Genomic DNA, 18,446 nt, shown 5'->3' with positions numbered 1-18,446 from the left:
CAGAGGTCGCGCAGGGGTCGCGCGGAGCGGGTGACAGGGACCGGGCGGTGGCCGGGACCGGGCCGTTCCGGTCACCGGCGGACCGTCATCGGCGGACCGTCACCGGGAGGCCGTCACCGGCAAGCTGTCGGCGGACCGGTCGCCGGTGACCCGCCGATCCTCAGACGGCCGCGCCGATGGAACCCATGAGCATGGGGAGCGAGCGTTCGAGACCGCGGCGCCAGTAGGGCCAGGAGTGGGTGCCGGGGCCGTAGAAGTCGACCGCCACGTCGGCACCGTTCTGCTTGGCCCGCTCGACGAAGGTCACGGCCTGCAGGAGCAGCGAGGCCTCGCCCTCGTCCCGCGCCTCGGAGGCGTCGTCCAGCGGGCCGGGGGAGCCGTCGCCGCTGGAGACGAAGAGCCGCACCCCGCGCAGCGCGCCGGTGAGGTCGGCCGGATTGTGGGCGGCCCACGCCGGATCGGCCGGAGGGCCCCAGAGCTTCACGGACTCCTCGTTGTACTGCCCGAGCAGCCAGTCGACGCCGCCGTTGCCGTCGCGGGTGTGCAGCACCCCGGAGAAGGAGGCCGCCGCCTGGAACATGCCGGGGTGGCGGCCCGCGTACGACATCGCCCCGAAACCGCCCATGGACAGCCCCGCCACCGCCCGTCGGTCTCCGGCGCCGTAGTCGCGCTCCAGGACGGTCCTGACCTCGGTGAGATGGAAGGTCTCCCAGCCGGGCCCCTGACGCCAGTCGGAGTAGAAGCCGACGGGGCCGCCCTCGGGGATGACCACCAGCGCGCGGTAGCCCGCGGTGAGCTCCGCGGCGCCGCCCTTGGTGACCCAGGTGTCGTAATCGGACTGGCAGCAGCCGTTCAGCAGGTACAGCACCGGCCACGGACCCGAGTCCGGCGTCCACCCCTCGGGCAGCAGGACCCTGACCCTGCCCTCGCGGCCGAGCGCGGCGGAGGTGACGGTGAGTTCGTGGTCGCGCTCGCCCAGCTTCTTCACCGCGACGCCGGAGGCCCGCACGTCCTCCTTGCCGTACGTGCCGGTCGACGACGGTGGCAGCAGGGCGAGCAGCACCGCCACGACCGCGACGGCGGCCAGCAGGAGCACTCCCAGACGTACAGCGGTGCGGTTCACGCCGCCAATCCTTTCGTGTCCCGCTGATCGCGTGAAGCCCGCATGCCGTACCGGCCCCGCGGAGGGGGTGGTGAGGCGGCGCGTCCGGCCGGAACGCGGGAGCTCAGGGCGGATATCGCTCCCTGCTCAGGCGGTCCATAGATGTTAATTCTGGTGACATATACCGTTTCGGTAACCTGAAAGCTTGAAAACTACACAAGATCTATTCAAGATTCTCCACGTGGGTTGTAAAGATCGTGTGCACCCCGCGTCGCTCTGCCCGGCGGGAGACTCTCGCCCGGAGTGAAGGAGAATGCGTGCCAAACACCCCTCGACGCTGGCGATCGGCCCTGACCGGGCTCACCGCCGCCCTCGTACTCGTGCTCCCTCAGGGTGTGGCTCAGGCCGCACCCGCCCCCGACAAGATCGACAAGGCCGTTCTGGCGGATCTGGCCACGGATGACAAGGCCACTTTCTGGGTACGCCTGAACAGCGACGCCGACCTCGGCGCGGCCCGCAGGGCGAAGACCAAGACCGAGAAGGCCGCGCAGGTCTTCCGGGCCAAGACCGAGCTCGCCGCCTCCTCGCAGGCGGGCCTGCGCAGGTTCCTCACCGCCGAGAGCGTCGACTTCACCCCCTTCTGGATCGCGAACGCCATCCAGGTGACCGGCAACGCCAAGCTGGCCGAGGAGATCGCCCAGCGGCCCGAGGTGGAGCGGATCGAGCCCAGCCAGGTCACCAAGGTGCCCGAGCCGCTGCCCGGCAAGGAGGTGGCGAAGGTCGACGCGATCGAGTGGAACATCGACCGCGTCAACGCCCCCCGCGTCTGGGGTGAGCTCGGCGTCCGCGGTGAGGGCATCGTCGTGGCCAACATCGACACCGGCGTGCAGTTCGACCACCCGGCGCTGGCCGCCAAGTACCGAGGAAAGAGCGCCGACGGCGGCGTCGACCACGACTACAACTGGTTCGACCCGGCCGGTGTCTGCTCCGGCACCGCGCCGTGCGACAACAACGGTCACGGCACCCACACCATGGGCACCATGGTGGGCGACGACGGCGGCGCCAACACGATCGGCGTCGCCCCCGCCGCGAAGTGGATCGCCGTCAAGGGCTGCGAGTCCAACACCTGCTCGGACGCCTCGCTGCTCGCCGCCGGTCAGTGGGTGCTCGCGCCCACCGACCTGAACGGCGACGACCCGCGTCCCGACTTGGCGCCGCACATCGTCAACAACTCCTGGGGCGGCGGCGGCTTCAACCCCTGGTACAAGGAGACCGTCGACGCGTGGGTCGCGGCGGGCATCTTCCCCGTCTTCTCCAACGGCAACGTCACGAACGCGGGCTGCAACTCCAGCGGCTCGCCCGGCCAATACGTCGCCAGCTACAGCGCCGGCGCGTTCGACGTCAACAACACGATCGCGACCTTCTCCACCCGGGGTACCGGCGAGAACGGCGAGATCAAGCCCAACCTCGCGGCCCCCGGCGTGAACGTGCGCTCGGCCGTGACCAACGGCGGCTACGGGTCCAACTCCGGCACGTCGATGGCCGCGCCGCACCTGGCGGCCACCGTCGCGCTGATGTGGTCGGCCTCTCCCGCCCTGCTGGGCGACATCGCCACCACGCGGGAACTGCTCGACCGGACCGCGATCGACGTCGACGACACGCGCTGCGGCGGCACCGCCGCGGACAACAACATCTGGGGAGAGGGCAGGCTCGACACGTTCGCGGCGGTCCAGGCCACCCCCGCCGGTGAGCTCGGCGGGCTGGCCGGCACCGTCACCTCGGGCGGCACGCCGCTCGCCGCGGCGACCGTCACCGTCACCGGGCCGCTGAACCGCACGACCACCACCGCCCAGGACGGGACGTACGAGCTGCCCCGCCTGCTCGCGGGTGACTACCGGCTCACCGTGAAGAAGTTCGGGTACGCCGACGCCACCACCGCGACCGTCACCGTCGTGTCCGACCAGACGGTCACCCAGGACGTGTCGCTGACCCAGCTGTCCTCGGGCACGGTCTCCGGCACGGTCACCGCCGCGGGCGCCCCCGAGCCGGGGGCCACGCTGACCGCGGTGGGCACCCCGGTCAGCGCGGTCGCCGACGCGGCGGGCCGGTACCGGCTCACGCTGCCCGACGGCGACTACCAGCTGAAGGTCACCCCGGGCTCCCGGTGCGCGGGAGAACTGACCGTGCCGCTCACGGTGGCCGGCGACCTGACCAAGGACGTCGACCTGCCGCGCCGCACCGACTCCTTCGGCTACACCTGCGGCAGCGCCGCCGAGGCGTACGTCGCGGGCACCGCCAAGAGCACGCTCACCGGCGACGACGCGGTCCAGCAGATCGCGCTGCCGTTCACCTTCCCGTTCTACGGCACCGGCTACACCGGCGCCTGGGTGAGCACCAACGGGTTCCTCGCCTTCAAGGACAGCGCCGCCCTGGCGGGCAACGTGACCCTGCCCGCCTCCGCCGCGCCCAACGCGGCGCTCTACGCCTTCTGGGACGACCTCGTGCTGGACGACCAGTCCGGGATCTACACCGCCACCGTCGGCACCGCGCCGAACCGGACCTTCGTCGTCGAGTGGCGCAACGCCCGCTTCTACGCCGACGCCACCCAGCGCGTCTCGTTCTCGGCGCTGCTCGGCGAGAACGGGTCGGTCGGATACCGCTACGACAGCATCGACAGCGAGCGCGACGCCGGGATCGGTGCCACCGTGGGCATCGAGAACGCCGACGGCACCGACGCGCTGCAGTACTCCTTCAACAGCGCCGCGATCGGCGACGGCCAGAGCCTGACCTTCACCGCGAGCAGGCACGGGCTGCTGACCGGCACCGTCACCGACGCCAACGACGGCGACCCGCTGGCGGGCGCGACGGTCAAGGTCGGCGACGTGGCGACCTTCACCACCGGGGCGGACGGCAGGTTCCTCGGGCAGATCCTGCTGGGCGACTACCAGGTCGAGGTCTCCAAGGAGAACTACGGGACCTTCACCCAGGAGGTCACCATCACCGCCGGGGCCGTGACCCGGGCCGACACCGCGCTGGCCACCGGCCGGGTGACGGCCTCGGTCGCCGAGCTGACCCTGGTGCAACCGGCGGAGACCACCAGGACCGGCACGGTCGAGCTGTCCAACCTGGGTGTCACCACGGCCTACACCGTGGTGACCGACCCCGCCCAGGGCTGGCTGAGCGTGACCCCCGCCACCGGCGAGCTCGCCAAGGGCAAGTCGGTGACGCTGAAGGTGACCGCCTCCAGCGCGGGTGTCCCGCCGGGCACCGTACGCACCGGCAAGCTGCTGGTCCGCTCGGCGAGCGGCCGCGATCCGCAGATCGAGATCGCCGTGACGGTCGTGGTGCCCAAGCACCAGGTCGCCGTCGAGGTGGGCGGGACCAAGGACGTCGTCGACACCGCGGGCGACCGCTGGACCGCGGACCGCAAGCACGCCACCGGCGGTCACGGCTACGTCGGCACCAGCACCAAGACGAACACGACGAGCAGGACGATCACCGGCACCACCGAGCAGGCGCTGTTCAGGAGCGTCCGCGAGGGGATGCTGGAGTACCGGTTCGACCAGGTGCCCAACGGCACCTACGCCGTCGAGCTGGGCTTCGCCGAGACCCGGGGCAAGCGTGAGGGCCAGCGCGTCTTCGACGTCATCGTCGAGGGCCAGCTGGCGATCCCCGCGCTGGACCTCGCCCTGGAGACCGGCGCGTACATCGCCACCACCCGGCAGTACACGGTGAAGGTCACCGACGGCCAGCTCAACGTGCGGTTCGCCAAGCGGACCGGCGACACCGTGCTCAACAGCATCCGCGTCTCCGAGCGCCCCGACAAGGCCGCCCCGTAGCGGCCTGAACCCCGCCGACGGCCCGACGGCCCGTCCCGCCTTCCCCGCGGGACGGGCCGTGCTCGTCTCCCGGTGGGTCCGCGGACCACCGCGGCCTCCGCCGGCCCGGTAGTCCGCGGGCCACCGGGGGCCACCGGGGGCCACCGGGGGCCGCGGTCCGAGGGCCGGACGGACGGGCAAAGTCCTGGTCAAACGACGTTACGGGTCGTGTGAGGCCGGGGATTGGCGGGATGTGTCGTGATTCACGGAGGCTGCCATGGCCAGGACAACCACCACCGCTTCGAATGGCAGGACGCGTGACCAGGCGAACGGGGAACGGCCGCCGCCGCACATCACCGTGCCGGTGATCGGCACGTTGACCCTGCCGCCGCCGGATCGGCTGGTCTTCTACGGGGTGCTGGGCGCGCTGGGAGCGCTGGGAGTCATCGAATGGCCCGTCGCGCTCGTCGTCGGATTGGGCCACTACCTGTCGGAACAGCGGCGGTTCCCCGCCCTGCGGCAGGCCGGGCTGGCCGCCGAGGCGGCGTAGCCGGGACCGGGCACGCCTTCACCGGGACGTTCTTCACCGGGATGAAAGACCGGGACCGGGGGTGATGTGATGGCACCTCTCGGTGAGTTGGCCGGACAGGGCTGGGCACAGGTGGGGGCACTGTCCCTGGCCTTCGTGCTCTCGGCCGTGATCGGCCTTGAGCGGGAGGTCCGCCAGAAGAGCGCGGGCCTGCGCACCCATACCCTGGTCGGCTTCGCCGCCGCCCTGATCATGCTGGTGTCGAAACACGGCTTCGCCGATGTCCTGGGGGAGAACGTCACGCTCGATCCGTCCCGGGTGGCCGCCCAGATCGTGTCCGGCATCGGCTTCATCGGCGCGGGCCTGATATTCGTCCGTGGTGACGCGGTCCGCGGCCTCACCACCGCCGCGGCGGTCTGGCTCACCGCCGGGGTGGGCATGGCGGCGGGGGCCGGGCTGTGGCTGCTGGCGATCATCGTGACCGTGGGGTACTTCGTAACGGTTTTCGTCCTCACCCCGCTGGTCGACCGGCTCCCCCGATCCAAATACGCCCCCTCGCGGCTCCATCTGTCCTACCTCGACGGCCGGGGCGTGCTGCGGTCGGCGCTGGCCGAATGCACGCGCCGGGGATTCGGGGTGGACGAGCTGTCCGTCGACCAGCGCCCCGAGGGGCAGACCTCGGAGACGGTCTCGCTCTGGTTCACCGTGCACGGCGCTGGCTCGATATCGGAGCTGGCCGCGGCGCTCTCCGAGATCGACGGGGTGCTCGCCGTGGTGAGCCGGGACGCCAACACGGCGGTGCACTGAAAGCGAGGCCGCGCTCTCGGTGATCACGGGGCGTCGCCGGAAAACGTTAGGGATGTCTCCCTTTGGTGTCCAGGCTTTAGTGGTGATGTGCCGGGAAATATCGTCCCATCTAGTCTTCTGTCATATTTCGTCGAGTACGCCACATGAAATAACAATGTCCTTTAATAGGGTCGCCCGCCGAGGTGGCGGCCTAGAATGCCGATCTTAATCCAGGTTCGTGATAAAAAATCATAAGATCCAAAACAACTGAGAGCCGCCGAACATCCCTCGGCCTCAATCACCGCGCGTAAGTAACTGTGGCCGGAATCTGCCACTCCACCTGCATCCGAGGTCTTGCGCCCCTCCTGTAATCAATGATTAGGTCGCTTACATGACGGGCGTGCCAACGTACACGGCGGGTGAAATTCAGGTCGAATCGACCGCGATTCGTCCACGACGCTTCTCCTCCAGATCCCGATCGTCGGCGACATCGTCGCCGGGCTGATTCGAGCTGTTTGAACAGGGTGTAAGTAGAGGCGGCGAGGCCATCTCGTGCCACCTCCCACCATCACCGATCGACATTCCCTTCCGATGTTGGACCGTTCCAACCCGCCAGGGCGGCCCAGTGGCGGCACGAATGCCGCCTCGTGTCCCCGGATATCGGGGGCCTCTTTCTCGCTTGACGCATCACCGCAGACCACGCATTTGTTCGCGAGAACCCTTATGTGATCGCCCGAGAGTTCAATTCACCAGGTTCGAATTCTCATCCAGGCGCGACCGGTAGGGGCGTTCTCGACGCCGGATCATTTGGAGTCCCCCCGTGACGAGTTCGCTTTCCGATGTCCAGAGTTCCTTTCCAGAGCCGACGACCGGCGAGGGCTCCCGGTCACCCACGCCGGGCCTCACCGCGGCCTTCGACCCCGAACGTTTCCGCGACGGCGCCGTGGACATCGTCGGCCGCCTGACGACGTATCTGGGAGACCGGTCGGTCCGGGGGCTCGACCTTCTCGATCCGGCGGTGCTGCTGAAGGCCGCGCGGGGGCTGATGACCCCGGAACGACAGCGCGTCGCCGACTTCGACGCCGACCGGGTGAACCAGATCGTCGACCTCTACACCGGGACCGGCATCCCGGTCTACTCGCCCGGCTACATGGGACGGCAGTTCTCCGGCGTGGTGCCGCTGGCCAGCCTTATCGACCTGGTCGGCTCGGTGGTCAACCAGCCCTCCTCCTTCTACGAGGCCGGGCAGCTCCCCAACGTCGCCGAGCGGCTCATGGCCGAGGAGCTCAACCGGTTCATCGGCTGGGACCGCGACCGGTTCGCCATGGTGACGACCTCGGGGGGCTCCCTGGCCAACCTGACCGCGCTGCTGGCCGCCCGCAACCGCGCCTTCCCGCAGATCTGGACACGCGGCGCCGGCGGCATGTCGGGTCCCCCGGCCATCGCGGTCAGCGAGGAGGCCCACTACAGCGTGACCCGGGCGGCCGGGGTGCTCGGCATCGGAGAACGGCAGCTCATCCGGCTCCCGGTCGACCGGGCCGGGCGGATCCGCCCCGACCTGGCCGGCCCGGCGCTGGACGAGGCGCGCCGGCGCGGCCTGCGGCCGTTCTGCCTGGTGGCCTCGGCCGGGACCACGTCGATGGGCGCCTTCGACCCGCTGGAGGAGCTCGCCGCCGTGGCGCGCCGCCATGGGCTCTGGCTCCACGTGGACGGGGCGCACGGGGCGAGCCTGCTGCTGTCGGAGCGGCACCGAGACAGGCTGCGCGGCATCGAGCAGGCCGACTCGCTGACCTGGGACGCCCACAAGATGCTGTTCATGCCGGCGCCGTGCACGCTGCTCTTCTACCGAGACGGCACGGCGGCGCGCGGCGCGTTCCGGCAGCGCGCCAGCTACGTCTTCGACGAGGAACCGGACGTCTACAGCGCCTACGACAGCGCGGACAAGAACCTCGAGTGCACGAAACGCCCGATGATCATGCCGCTCTGGACGGTCTGGTCGGTCTACGGCCCGGCGCTGTTCGCACAGAAGGTCGACCGGCTGTGCGCGACGACCCGGCAGGCGTACCGGATGCTCGCCGCCGAGCCGGACTTCGCCGTGGCGCACGAGCCGGAGTCCAACATCCTGTGCTTCCGGTACCGGCCGGACGGCCTGGAACCGGCGATCGTGCACCGGCTGCAGCTGGAGATCCGCAACCGGATCCGGGGCGGCGGGCGCTTCTTCGTCTCCAAGGTCGACATCGACGGGGTGGCGGCGCTGCGCGTGGTGGTGATGAACCACCTGATCGACGCCGACCACCTGGCCATGCTCATCGCCGAGATCAGGGACATCGGGCAACGGGTACTGCGCGCGAGCGCCACGGCCCGGCACGACCAGCGGAATGGGAGTCATTCATGACCATGACGGATTTGGACATCGCCACCTCGGCGGAGCTGGCGGCACGGCTGATCCCCGAGGAGGAGCTGCGGCCCCGCTCGGTGGACGACGTCGCCCGGTTGCCGTCGTTCGCGGGGAAGCTGGAGGAGTACGGGCGGCTCACCGGGGTCCCGTACTGCGAGTCCCCGCTCGACCATCAGGACGGGCTGGTGTTCCGCCGGCTTCAGCAGCTCGTCGGCATCGCCCTGCTCAACCCGCTGTGGCGCGAGCGGCTGCACTACTTCGGGATCCGCGACGCCCCCGCCGACATGTCCGAGTGGGAGCGGATCCCCCTCTCGGACAAGACCGTGCAGCGGGACATGTTCATGGGCGCGCGGGCCGGGATGGTCGTGCCGCTCGACCGCGGCGGGTTCGAGGTGGTGGCCAGCGGCGGTACCGGTGACGGCATGCCCCTGGAGATCGTGTACTCCCTGCGGGAGCTGCGCGACACCTACCGCGTCGCCGGGGCGTTCATGGGCGCCTACCAGCTCGGCCGCTACCTGCGCGGCCCCGCGCCGCGCTGGCTGTTCACCACCCTGGCCGACTACCAGATGTGGAGCAGCGGGACCATGGTCGGCGGCGTCCTGTCCCACGTCCCGGGGGTCAACTACATCGGCGCGGGGCCGGTGAGCGCGCCGGTGCTGGAGCACATGTTCTCCTACCCGGGCCACAAGGCGCTGATGGGCATCACCGCCGGCATCGCGCTCCTGCCCGAGCTGGGCGCGGGCCTGTCCCCGCAGGCCAGGGCGAGCTTCCGGATCGCCATGTACGGCAGCGGCTCCCTGCCGCAGCGCAAACGCGACGAGCTGCAGGCGTTCTTCCCCAACGTGTCGATCCTCAGCTACTTCGCCGCGACCCAGGCCGAGTGCGTCGGGCTCCAGCTCGACCACACCTCACCGGCGCTCTCCGCCGTGCCGGGGCTGCACCTGGTGGAGATCGTGGACGAGCACGGTCGTGCCGTCGCCGAAGGCGAGGAGGGCGAGCTGGTCGTCACCCGGCTGCACGCCGACGAGACGCCGTTGCTCCGGCTCAAGCTCGGCGATCGGATGATCCGCCGCCCCGCCCTGAACGGGCCCGGCCTGCGCACCGAGCGGTTCGAGTTCGCCGGGCGCACCGCCGACGTGCTGCACCTCAACGACAGCCAGTACTCGGCGACGATGGCCTACGCGGCCCTGCGCGGGCGGCTGCGCTCGACGACCGGCGTCGACCTGGATCTGGTCGCGCACGAGGTCCAGTTCCACAACCACCGTGAGGACAGGACCCTCACCCTGCTGGCGGAGGTGGACGACGCCGAGGGCACGGCCGCGGTCGTCGAGCACGCCCTCGGCCCGAGCGGGACGCGGCAGCTGTTCACCCAGGCGCTGCCGAGCTCCCTGTCGCTCTTCAACGACCGGGAGGCCAACGCGGCGGCCATCGAGCAGACCGGCTACACCTTCCGGCTGCTGTTCGTGCCGCGATCCTCGCCGCAGATCGAGCGGACCACCGTCGGGAAGACGCCGCTGGTCAGGGACCGGGGCTGAGCACGCGGTGGCCCGTACGCCCGAATGACATCCGACAAGGGAGGATCGATGAAACAGAGGATCAGCATCGTCGTGATGGTCGACGCCGTGGGGGCGTTGTCCGACCGGACGCTGCACAACGGCAATCTCTCGCTGGTCGACGACAGCTCGGCGGGGAGCAGGCACCAGGGGACCCCCGACCTCGTCACGGCGGTGTTCCCGGGACAGGTCGTCCAGTGGACGCCCATCCACGTGGACGTGCAGACCCCGGTCGAGATCCAGGCCATCGAGTTCCTGTCCGGTGCGGCCGTCTCGTCCCCGGCCGGCCAGGCCGGGTCTCCGCACCCGGCGGAGTCCCCCGCCGCCCCGGCCCCCGGTGTCGTGCCCGGGGCGCGGGTCGACGCCACGGGTTCCAACGGTTTCGAGAACTACGACCTGCTGGTGTGGGAGGGCATCGTGCCCTACGACATGACGCCCGGTGTCCCGTACCGGTACCGGCTCTCCCTCAGGCTCCACGAAGGACCCAACAGCGTGCTGCACATCGACTCGCCCGCGCTGCTGCGCGTGTGAGACACGTTCTGCGAAAGGCGGTTTCATGGCCCAGCAACACGGGATCATCGTGCTCTTCGACGTCGAGAACGCGCTCCGGACGCGATCGCTCGACGGCAACGCGTACTGGTTCGACAACATGAAGTTGTTCGGCTCGGCCGGGGTGGGCACCGAGCAGCTGGTGACGATCGTGCCCGGCACCCACTTCCTCGACGGGTCGCAGGCGACCGAGCAGGTCCTGAACTGGCTGCCCGCGGCGCTGGGGTCGATCCCCCCGACGGTGCCGCGTAACTACCTGGCCGAGCAGGAGCGCGCCGACGACCGGCGCACGCTGAACGAGCTGGCCTCGCTCAGCGCCGAGGACGGCGTGAGCGGCGCCGATCTCAAGCGGCTGCAGCGGCGGGTCGGCAAGCGCGCCAGTAAGCCGAGCGGCGGGCGCGGCCTCACCGCGGCCAAGCTGCTGGACGTCACCGGCAAGACCACGAGCGGCCCCGGCGCGTACAACTACCCGGCCCCGGTGATCACCGACATCACCGGCGAGGCCGTCACCGAGAAGATCATGTACCCGGCCCAGTACGGGTCACCCGACATGATCTACGACGGCTGGTACTGGGCCGCGACCGTGGACACGAGCCGGCCCGGCGTCTATTCGTACACGGTGCACGTCCAGCTGCACGAGCTGGTCGAGCGGAACGACGAGATGTTCTGGGAGTCCGTGGAGATGACCTGCAAGTCCAGTCTCAAGATCATCAACGACCCGAAGCGAAACGGGTTCACCGGTGCCGGAGTGGGCGTGCTCCCCCTCCCGGCCGTCCCGGCCGCCCGCTGAACCGATCCGGAGCATTTTCGAGCGGAGGAGCCGCATGCCCCCCAGGAACAAGCAGCCAGAACGCCAGCCCGCCCAGCCCACCCGGCCCGTGACGATCACCGCGGTGGTCGACCCCGTGGCCGCGCTGGCGTCGGAGAACCTGGACGACAACCTCTATTTCTACGACACCAACAAGGCCGCGGGGTCCACCGGTTTCGGTACCCCCGCGCTGCACAGCCGGGTGCGCAAGGGCGACACCCTGCTGTGGAACGTGATCCCGCTGGAGTGCGAGACCTACGTGTCCCTCAGCGACATCGAGATCGACCCGCGGATCGCCGAGCCCACGCAGAAGGTGTATCCCGGCACCGACATCGTGTTCTGGACCGCCGAAATCAAGCAGGACCTCACCGAACCGGTCCCGTACCGGCTCTCGTTCCTGCTCGGCACCGTCACCACGCCGTTCACCCCCACCGCCCGGCCGGTCCTGGCCGGTCCCGCCAACGAGGGAAAGGAAGGCCGATGACCCAGGCGTACGCGGCCACGGACTTCACCGATCGCGGCCAGCTCAACTCCGTCCAGCTGAACGTGGTGACCCTCGTCGACATGGAGAGGGCCGCCGCGACGAAGTCCCTCGAAGGCTGCCTCTACATGATGGACAACAGCGTCGGCGGGGTCGGGCAGGGCAGCGACCATCTGGAGACCATCTGCAAGCAGGGGCAGGTGGTCAACTGGATCATCCGCCCGATCGACATGCACCGCGGCGCGGACGGCACCTGGCCCCCGATGCCGAAGATCAACAACATCGTCTTCCTCGACATCGAGAAGGGCGACGAGGACGACGTCGCCGAACGCCGGATCATGACCGAGCTCAAGGTCTACGGCGCTCCCGACCGGATGCGCGACCAGTACACCGCCGTCTACTACTACTGGGCCGGGGCAGTGATGAGCGAGGCCCGGCCGGGGCTCTACCGCTACCGGTTGGTCCTGGAGCTGGAGAAGGAACACGGCACCGACAAGCTGTACCTGAACTCGGTCCGCTATCCCGCTCTGCGGGTACTGCCCGTCTGACGGTCCACGGGGCCGCGAACGCGGTGTGGTGAAGGTCGAGGTCATGGTCGCCGCCGGGCGGCGACCATGACCGGCCGGGTTCTCACCGGAGCGCGGGGGCCGGTTCCGCCGCCGAGGAACCGCCGGCGCAGCGGTTCTGCGCCGAGGAACCGCTGGCTGGCACAGCGGTTCTCCGCCGAGGACCGCCGAGGATCGCCGGGGCGCGACGCAGGCGCCCGTCACCCCGGCCTCTTGGCCGCCCGACGCCGCGAACGCGTCCGCGTCCACAGTGAAAACGGAGTCCGCTGGGGCGGCAGGCCTCTTTCAGCCGCGGCCTGACCGCCCAACCCGTGACCGTTTCCGGCCGGCCGCCGCCAGGATCACCGCGCGACGCGGAAGAACTCGCGCAGGTCGCCGACGAGCAGGTCGGGTGTCTCCATCGCCGGGAAGTGGCCACCTCGGTCGAACTCCGACCAGTGGTCGACGGTGTTCGCCGGGTCGGCGAGTGCGCGGATCGTCATATCCGCCGCGAACACCGCGATCCCCTGCGGTGGCGCCGGCGCGGACGGCCACCCGGCCTGATCGTCGCCGGACTGCCCGGCGGCGATCTCGCGGTAGGCGAGCATACCTTCGTAGACGATGTTGGCCGAGGACGCGCCGGAGCCGGTGAACCAGTACAGGCTCACGTTGGTGAGCAGCTGGTCGCGGTCCACCGCGTGCTCGGGCAGTTCGGCGGCAGGATCGGTCCACTCCTTGAACTTCTCCGCGATCCATGCCAACTGTCCGATCGGCGAGTCGGTCAGCGAGTAGGCGAGGGTCTGCGGCCGGGTGGACTGCAGGTGCAGATAGCCAAGGCCATCCTGGCGGGCGGCGTTGAATCGCTCGGCGCGCGCTCTGTCCGCGTCGGACAGGCCGTCCAGCTCGATGGGCGGGCCGAACGGGTACGGCGAGGGACCGTTGAGGTGGGTGGCGACCACGCGGCCGGGGGCGGCCATGGGCAGCAACATGGTCACGCCGCCGCCGACGTCCCCGCCCTGCGCGGCGAACCGCTGGTAGCCGAGCCGGCTCATCAGTTCCCCGAACGCGGCGGCCACCCGGAACAGGTTGCCCCAGCCCGGTTCCCGCACCGGGTTGGAGAACCCGAAGCCGGGCAGCGACGGGATCACGACGTGGAAGGCGTCCGCCGGGTCACCGCCGTGCGCGCGGGGATCGGTCAGCGGTCCGATCACGTCCAGGAAGTCCACGAACGAGCCCGGCCAGCCGTGGCACAGGATCAGCGGTAGCGCGTCCGGCTCGGGTGAGCGGACATGCAGGAAGTGGATGTCCTGGCCGTCGATCGTCGTCACGAACTGCGGGTGCTCGTTCAGCGTCTTCTCCTGCGCGCGCCAGTCGAAGCCGTTCGTCCAGTAGTCGGTCAATTCCTTGAGGTAGCCGACAGGAATGCCGCGCTCCCAACCGGTTCCGGAGATCTGACGGGGCCAGCGGGCGCGGGTGAGGCGATCGCGCAGATCGTCCAGCTCGGCCTGCGGGATGTCGACGCGGAACGGGCGGATGTCGGTGTTGTTGTCCATGGCGAGAAATGTAGGAGCGATACAGGAAAGTTCCGTTCCTGTATCAGGGCAGACTTGAAACATGTTGGACACGGCACAACGACTACTGCGGCTGCTCTCCTTGTTGCAGGCGCCGCGCGACTGGACCGGGCCGGAGCTGGCCGAGCGCCTCGACGTCACCACACGCACCGTGCGCAACGACGTGGAGCGCCTGCGCGACCTCGGCTATCCGGTGCACGGGATCAGGGGCGTCACCGGCGGCTACCGGCTCGGGGCCGGCGCGAAGTTGCCGCCGCTGCTGCTCGACGACGACGAAGCGGTCGCCGTCGCTGTCGGGCTGCGAGTGGGCGCCACACAGGGCGCGGTCACCGGCATCGAGGAGGCGGCGCTGCGCGCCCTGACCAAGCTCGAACAGGTGCTGCCGTCGCGGCTTCGCCGTCGTGTCAACGGCTTGCGCGCGTACCTCGTCCCGCTTCCGCACGCCGGCCCCAGCGTGGACGCCGCCACGCTCACCGCGATCGCGGCGGCCTCCCGCGACCACGAGCGGCTCAGGTTCGACTACACCGGCCACGACGGGTCGGCCGGCCGCCGCGAGGTCGAGCCGCACCGGCTCGCGCACGGCCGGGGCCGCTGGTACCTGGTCGGGTGGGACGTCGCGAGGTCCGACTGGCGCACGTTCCGGGTGGACCGGATGCGGTTGCGGACACCGAACGGCCCGCGGTTCACCCCGCGCGAGGATCCCGGCGGTGACCTCGTCGGCCACGTCGCCGCCGGCCTGGCCACCGCGACCTGGCAGTGCCGGGCGCGGGTGACGGTGCGCGCACCGGCCGAGCACGTGCGCAACCGGCTGCCGCCCGGCATTCCGGTGGAACCTCTGGGCGACAACGCCTGCGTGGCCGAGGTCGGCTCGGACACGCCGCAGATGCTGGCCGGATACCTCGGCATGCTCGATGCCGACTTCCAGGTCACCGAGCCGCCCGAACTCGTCGCGGAGATCCGCGCGCTGGCCGACCGCTACCGGCGGGCGGTTCCGGCCCTTCGTCCCGAGGGTGTGTCCAGTTAAGGCGCTGTCTCTCTTTCGGTGGTTACGGAACGTCAGCCCAGGAGGATTCGGTGACGGAGCAGTGTGAAGCCGGCGCGGCCGTGCATCTGGCGCATGACGCGCTTGGTCTTGGTGTTCACGCCTTCGGTGCCGCCGTTGTGGTGGGGCGAGGTGACGGCCGCGCGGACGGCATCGCGGTCCTGGTCAAGGCCGCGGGTGAAGGCGTGCAGATGAGGTAGGTCGGCGGCGCGGGCGGTGGTGATCCACGTGTCGAGACGGTCGGCGTTGCCCTCGCGCGGCCGGAGCAGGTCGGCGAAGACGCGGACGAGCCCGGCCAAGTCGATCATCTCGGGGCAGGCGGCGGTGAGCTCGTCAAGCAGGCTCTGCTGCTTGACACCAAAACTCCTGGGATGGCTTTCCGGCTTACTGCGACAACGACAGGTTGTGATCTGAGGTCGTGTGGTAGACGATCTGGTCATGCTGGCGGAGGTGGCGGCTGAATGGTCGGCGGGGCTCGCGGCGTTCGCCGGCCGGTTCGCGGGCCGGTTCCCGCGGGAGGAGGGCGGATGGCCGCCACCTCGGGGCCGAAGGCGACCATGAGGAGACCCTCCGGGGTCCAGGCGAGGGCATGGACGGGCTCCGGGAAACGCGCCGGAAGGCCGACGGGTTCGCCGGTGCGCAGGTCGAAGAGGCGCACCATGCCATACGGCGTGTAGCTGCCGGTGGCGAGCAGGGTCCGGCCGTCCAGTTCGGTCACGGCCAGGGCTCCCACGTCGCGGGCTTCCAGGGGCGGGTCCAGCCGACGGCTCTCACGCAGGTCCCACATGCGGCAGGGACCGCCCTCACTGCCGGTCACGGCGATGGGCCGCCCGTCGAGCTGCCAGGTGACGACCACGTTGACCGTACTGGTCGGCTTATTCATCCGTGGCAGCCGCTCACCGGTGCGCACCGCCCACAGGTCCACCGATCCGGCCCAGTCACCGGTGAACACGACAGGCACGCCGTCCAACTCGGTGACCGCCGCGGCGGGAGTCCCGACGAAAGGGCCGAGGGGCGGCCCGAGCGCCTGACCGGTGCGGGGGTCGTGCAGGCTGAACCAGCCGTTTTCGACCTTTTCGACCCGGACGGCCCGGTTCCGTGCGTCCGGACCCACCGGCCCGACCGGCTGCCCCGTCGACGTGTTCCTGGCCAGGGTCCCACCGTCCTCGTCCCGGCTCACCACCGTTGTGCGGTCGCCGTCCGGCACGATCGTGAGCTCGTAGACCTTGGCTGTGTGGCCGGGCAGCGGCCGTCCCAGCGGCTCGGAGTCGCCGGACGTCTGAAGGTCCCACACCCGGATCCGCCCGTCGTAGGCGCCGGATACGGCCACTGTGCGGCCGCGCAGGACGGTGGCGACCAGCCCCCAGCCCGCACCGATGAACGGCAGGGGCGGCCCGACGGGTGCGCCGGTACGCAGGTCACGCAGCCGCACCAGATGTTCCCGGGTCTCCTCGGCCACCCGTGTCCAGGCGGTCACGGGTGGCCCGTCCGTGGGCTGTGGCGGGTGCCCCGCGCGTAGCCGCCAGAGCCGGGGGGTCTTGGTCCTGCCGGTGGTGACGACGACGAAGCCGTCCCCACCGGTGGTCGCCCCCTCTCCGCCCGCGAGGGGGCGATCACCGGTGGGGACCATCATTTCATCGAAGACGGCCGAAGGACCGTCGAGCACGGCCGTCTCGAGGAGCCTCACGTCCGCGCCGGGCAGCGGCGGGCACACCTCGTCGCCGGTGAGCAGGTCGCGGACCTCCAGGTCGCCGTCCCAGTTGGCGCTGACGACCGTCGCCCGCCCGTTCACGACGGCGGTGGCCAGCACCTTCACCATGCCGACGTGGCCTGTTGGGATCGTCCCGAGATGCTCTCCTGTGATGGCGTCCCACACCTCCACCGTGGGCAGCTTCCCGGCGGGGTCGTAGCCGTCGGCGACGACCATCGGGCGGCCGTCGACCTCCGCGATCGCCGCCGAGTTCAGCAGCACCGAAGACTCCCGCGGCATGAGCAGCGAGCTGGTCTGCTCGCCGGTCTCCAGGTCGCGCAGTCCTCCCCAGCTCTCGCTGGTGAACACGGCGGTTGGCCTGCCGTCGACCTGAATCACTCCGTGAACGTTCACACCTCTAAAGGTGGCCTCCCGCCATGGAAGCCGCAGCCGCTCGTCGGTCTGGGCCCCGGTCGCCCAGAGCGGACGCCACGCCGGACACTCCTCCGCCGGGACATCCGCCAGGGCGCCGAGGAGGTCCGTCGCGCCCCAGCGGGCGGCGTCCAGGCTGAGCAGCCAGCGACGCTCCTGCGGACGGGCGGCGTGGGCATCGAAGGAGGTGCGGTATACCGCCATCGCCAGCCTGGCCTGCGGCCCGGCCTCGGACGGGTCCGTCAGGTCCAGCCGGGCGAGCAGGGACCATGGGTCCGCGCCAAGCAGGGTCTCCGGATCCCAGGGGGCGACGTCCCGGCTGGGTGGGTTCTCCACCGTGATCTGACCGGGAGGGGGTGCCAGGCCGTCCGGGGAGGAGACGCCGAGGCGGCGGCCGGCGGCGCAGGAGTGGATCTCGGACATGGGTCTCCTGATCGGGTCGTCGTTCTCGGGCGGAGGGACGCGGCCGGATCGGTGATGTGGAGTGCCCCGGTTCGGTGGACACGCCAGGGCTCGCGGCCGCTCAGGACTCAGAAGATCGCCCAACCTGTTTTTGCATACCGTCCATATCGAGGTGTTTCAGCGACTCGGGCACAGCGGTCAGTTGGTTGCCGTACAGGCCGAGCTCGGCGAGGGCGGGGAGGTTGCCCAAGGACTCCGGCACAGCGGTCAATCGGTTGTCGTCCAGGTAGAGCCTGGTCAGGCGGGTAAGGTCGCTCAACCACTCTGGCAGGGCGGTCAGCCGGTTGCGGCTCAGGTAGAGCCTGGTCAAGCTGGTGAGGTTGTTCAGCGACTCGGGCACCGTCTTCAGGTCGAGTCCGTTCAGGTCGAGCCCAACCAGGTTGATCGTGCCCGACGTGTCGCGCAGGCACTCGTCGATCCGCGCCTCGGCGATCGCCTGACCGTTTTTGGACGCCGTCAAAATCTCGCTCCTCGTCGCCGCTCGTATATGTGCCCCTTACCTCCGTCGTATCGGGCACCGGGACCAAGAACGAGGCTAGGGACCGGCACTGGAGACGGGGTTGGAGATCACTGGGACTGCATATCCGCGTCTGCTCTTGGGCGGGTGGACGCACTCGCAGGGTTGCTTGAGGGGCCGCGGGCCAGCGGCGCCTTCCTCCTTCGCATCGTGCTGGACCCCC

At 70.1% G+C, this 18,446-nt stretch carries 14 protein-coding genes and 1 pseudogene; 10 read left to right on the top strand and 5 right to left on the bottom strand.

The window, feature by feature from the left end; all coding sequences use genetic code 11:
- Nucleotides 1-160: 160 nt before the first annotated feature.
- A complete protein-coding gene (locus tag ACSDR0_RS08275) occupies nucleotides 161-1,123 on the bottom strand; it encodes an alpha/beta hydrolase (protein WP_435288156.1) in 963 nt (320 codons plus the stop codon).
- A gap of 296 nt (nucleotides 1,124-1,419) precedes the next feature.
- Here ACSDR0_RS08275 and ACSDR0_RS08270 point away from each other — a divergent pair, with 296 nt between their 5' ends.
- From ACSDR0_RS08270 to ACSDR0_RS08230, 9 genes are all read left to right on the top strand, one after another.
- The gene (locus ACSDR0_RS08270) at nucleotides 1,420-4,941 is read left to right on the top strand and encodes a S8 family serine peptidase (protein WP_435288155.1); all 3,522 of its coding nucleotides are present in this window, start codon (nucleotides 1,420-1,422) and stop codon (nucleotides 4,939-4,941) included.
- 256 nt (nucleotides 4,942-5,197) lie between these two features.
- Entirely contained in the window at nucleotides 5,198-5,470 is a 273-nt protein-coding gene (locus ACSDR0_RS08265; RefSeq protein WP_435288154.1) for a hypothetical protein, read from the top strand.
- 69 nt (nucleotides 5,471-5,539) lie between these two features.
- The gene (locus ACSDR0_RS08260; protein WP_435288153.1) at nucleotides 5,540-6,256 is read left to right on the top strand and encodes an MgtC/SapB family protein; all 717 of its coding nucleotides are present in this window, start codon (nucleotides 5,540-5,542) and stop codon (nucleotides 6,254-6,256) included.
- A 799-nt stretch (nucleotides 6,257-7,055) separates the two neighbouring features.
- Nucleotides 7,056-8,630 carry a pyridoxal phosphate-dependent decarboxylase family protein gene (locus ACSDR0_RS08255; protein WP_435288152.1) on the top strand — a complete coding sequence of 525 codons (1,575 nt, stop codon included), beginning with the start codon at nucleotides 7,056-7,058 and terminating at the stop codon, nucleotides 8,628-8,630.
- Nucleotides 8,627-10,168, top strand: a complete 1,542-nt coding sequence (locus tag ACSDR0_RS08250; protein WP_435288151.1) for a hypothetical protein — start codon at nucleotides 8,627-8,629, stop codon at nucleotides 10,166-10,168. Before ACSDR0_RS08255 ends, ACSDR0_RS08250 begins: the two co-directional genes overlap by 4 nt.
- Before the next feature lie 48 nt (nucleotides 10,169-10,216).
- Entirely contained in the window at nucleotides 10,217-10,717 is a 501-nt protein-coding gene (locus tag ACSDR0_RS08245) for a hypothetical protein (RefSeq protein WP_435288150.1), read from the top strand.
- Between the two features lie 25 nt (nucleotides 10,718-10,742).
- Complete coding sequence (locus ACSDR0_RS08240) at nucleotides 10,743-11,525, top strand: hypothetical protein (protein WP_435288149.1); 783 nt, start codon at nucleotides 10,743-10,745, stop codon at nucleotides 11,523-11,525.
- A 34-nt stretch (nucleotides 11,526-11,559) separates the two neighbouring features.
- The gene (locus tag ACSDR0_RS08235; RefSeq protein ID WP_435288148.1) at nucleotides 11,560-12,027 is read left to right on the top strand and encodes a hypothetical protein; all 468 of its coding nucleotides are present in this window, start codon (nucleotides 11,560-11,562) and stop codon (nucleotides 12,025-12,027) included.
- Nucleotides 12,024-12,572, top strand: a complete 549-nt coding sequence (locus ACSDR0_RS08230) for a hypothetical protein (protein ID WP_435288147.1) — start codon at nucleotides 12,024-12,026, stop codon at nucleotides 12,570-12,572. Before ACSDR0_RS08235 ends, ACSDR0_RS08230 begins: the two co-directional genes overlap by 4 nt.
- A 359-nt stretch (nucleotides 12,573-12,931) precedes the next feature.
- On the opposite strand, the gene ACSDR0_RS08225 is transcribed toward ACSDR0_RS08230, so the two are convergent.
- Nucleotides 12,932-14,122 carry an epoxide hydrolase family protein gene (locus tag ACSDR0_RS08225; RefSeq protein WP_435288146.1) on the bottom strand — a complete coding sequence of 397 codons (1,191 nt, stop codon included), beginning with the start codon at nucleotides 14,120-14,122 and terminating at the stop codon, nucleotides 12,932-12,934.
- Between the two features lie 61 nt (nucleotides 14,123-14,183).
- On the opposite strand from ACSDR0_RS08225, the gene ACSDR0_RS08220 reads away from it, so the two are divergent.
- Nucleotides 14,184-15,164: a helix-turn-helix transcriptional regulator gene (locus tag ACSDR0_RS08220; RefSeq protein WP_435288145.1), complete on the top strand. Its 981-nt coding sequence runs from the start codon at nucleotides 14,184-14,186 to the stop codon at nucleotides 15,162-15,164.
- 32 nt (nucleotides 15,165-15,196) lie between these two features.
- On the opposite strand, the pseudogene ACSDR0_RS08215 reads toward ACSDR0_RS08220, so the two are convergent.
- The 3 genes and pseudogenes from ACSDR0_RS08215 to ACSDR0_RS08205 form a co-directional block, all read right to left on the bottom strand.
- Nucleotides 15,197-15,526, bottom strand: a pseudogene (locus tag ACSDR0_RS08215) (transposase); the annotation flags it as partial.
- Between the two features lie 92 nt (nucleotides 15,527-15,618).
- Complete coding sequence (locus ACSDR0_RS08210) at nucleotides 15,619-17,727, bottom strand: WD40 repeat domain-containing protein (RefSeq protein ID WP_435288144.1); 2,109 nt, start codon at nucleotides 17,725-17,727, stop codon at nucleotides 15,619-15,621.
- Between the two features lie 100 nt (nucleotides 17,728-17,827).
- A complete protein-coding gene (locus ACSDR0_RS08205; protein ID WP_435288143.1) occupies nucleotides 17,828-18,226 on the bottom strand; it encodes a leucine-rich repeat domain-containing protein in 399 nt (132 codons plus the stop codon).
- Between the last annotated feature and the right edge of the window lie 220 nt (nucleotides 18,227-18,446).

Origin of the sequence: Streptosporangium sp. G11 (genome assembly GCF_051192615.1) — a bacterium.
Classification (GTDB): Bacteria; Actinomycetota; Actinomycetes; order Streptosporangiales; family Streptosporangiaceae; genus Streptosporangium.
This window is presented reverse-complemented; position numbering and strand designations above follow the sequence as displayed.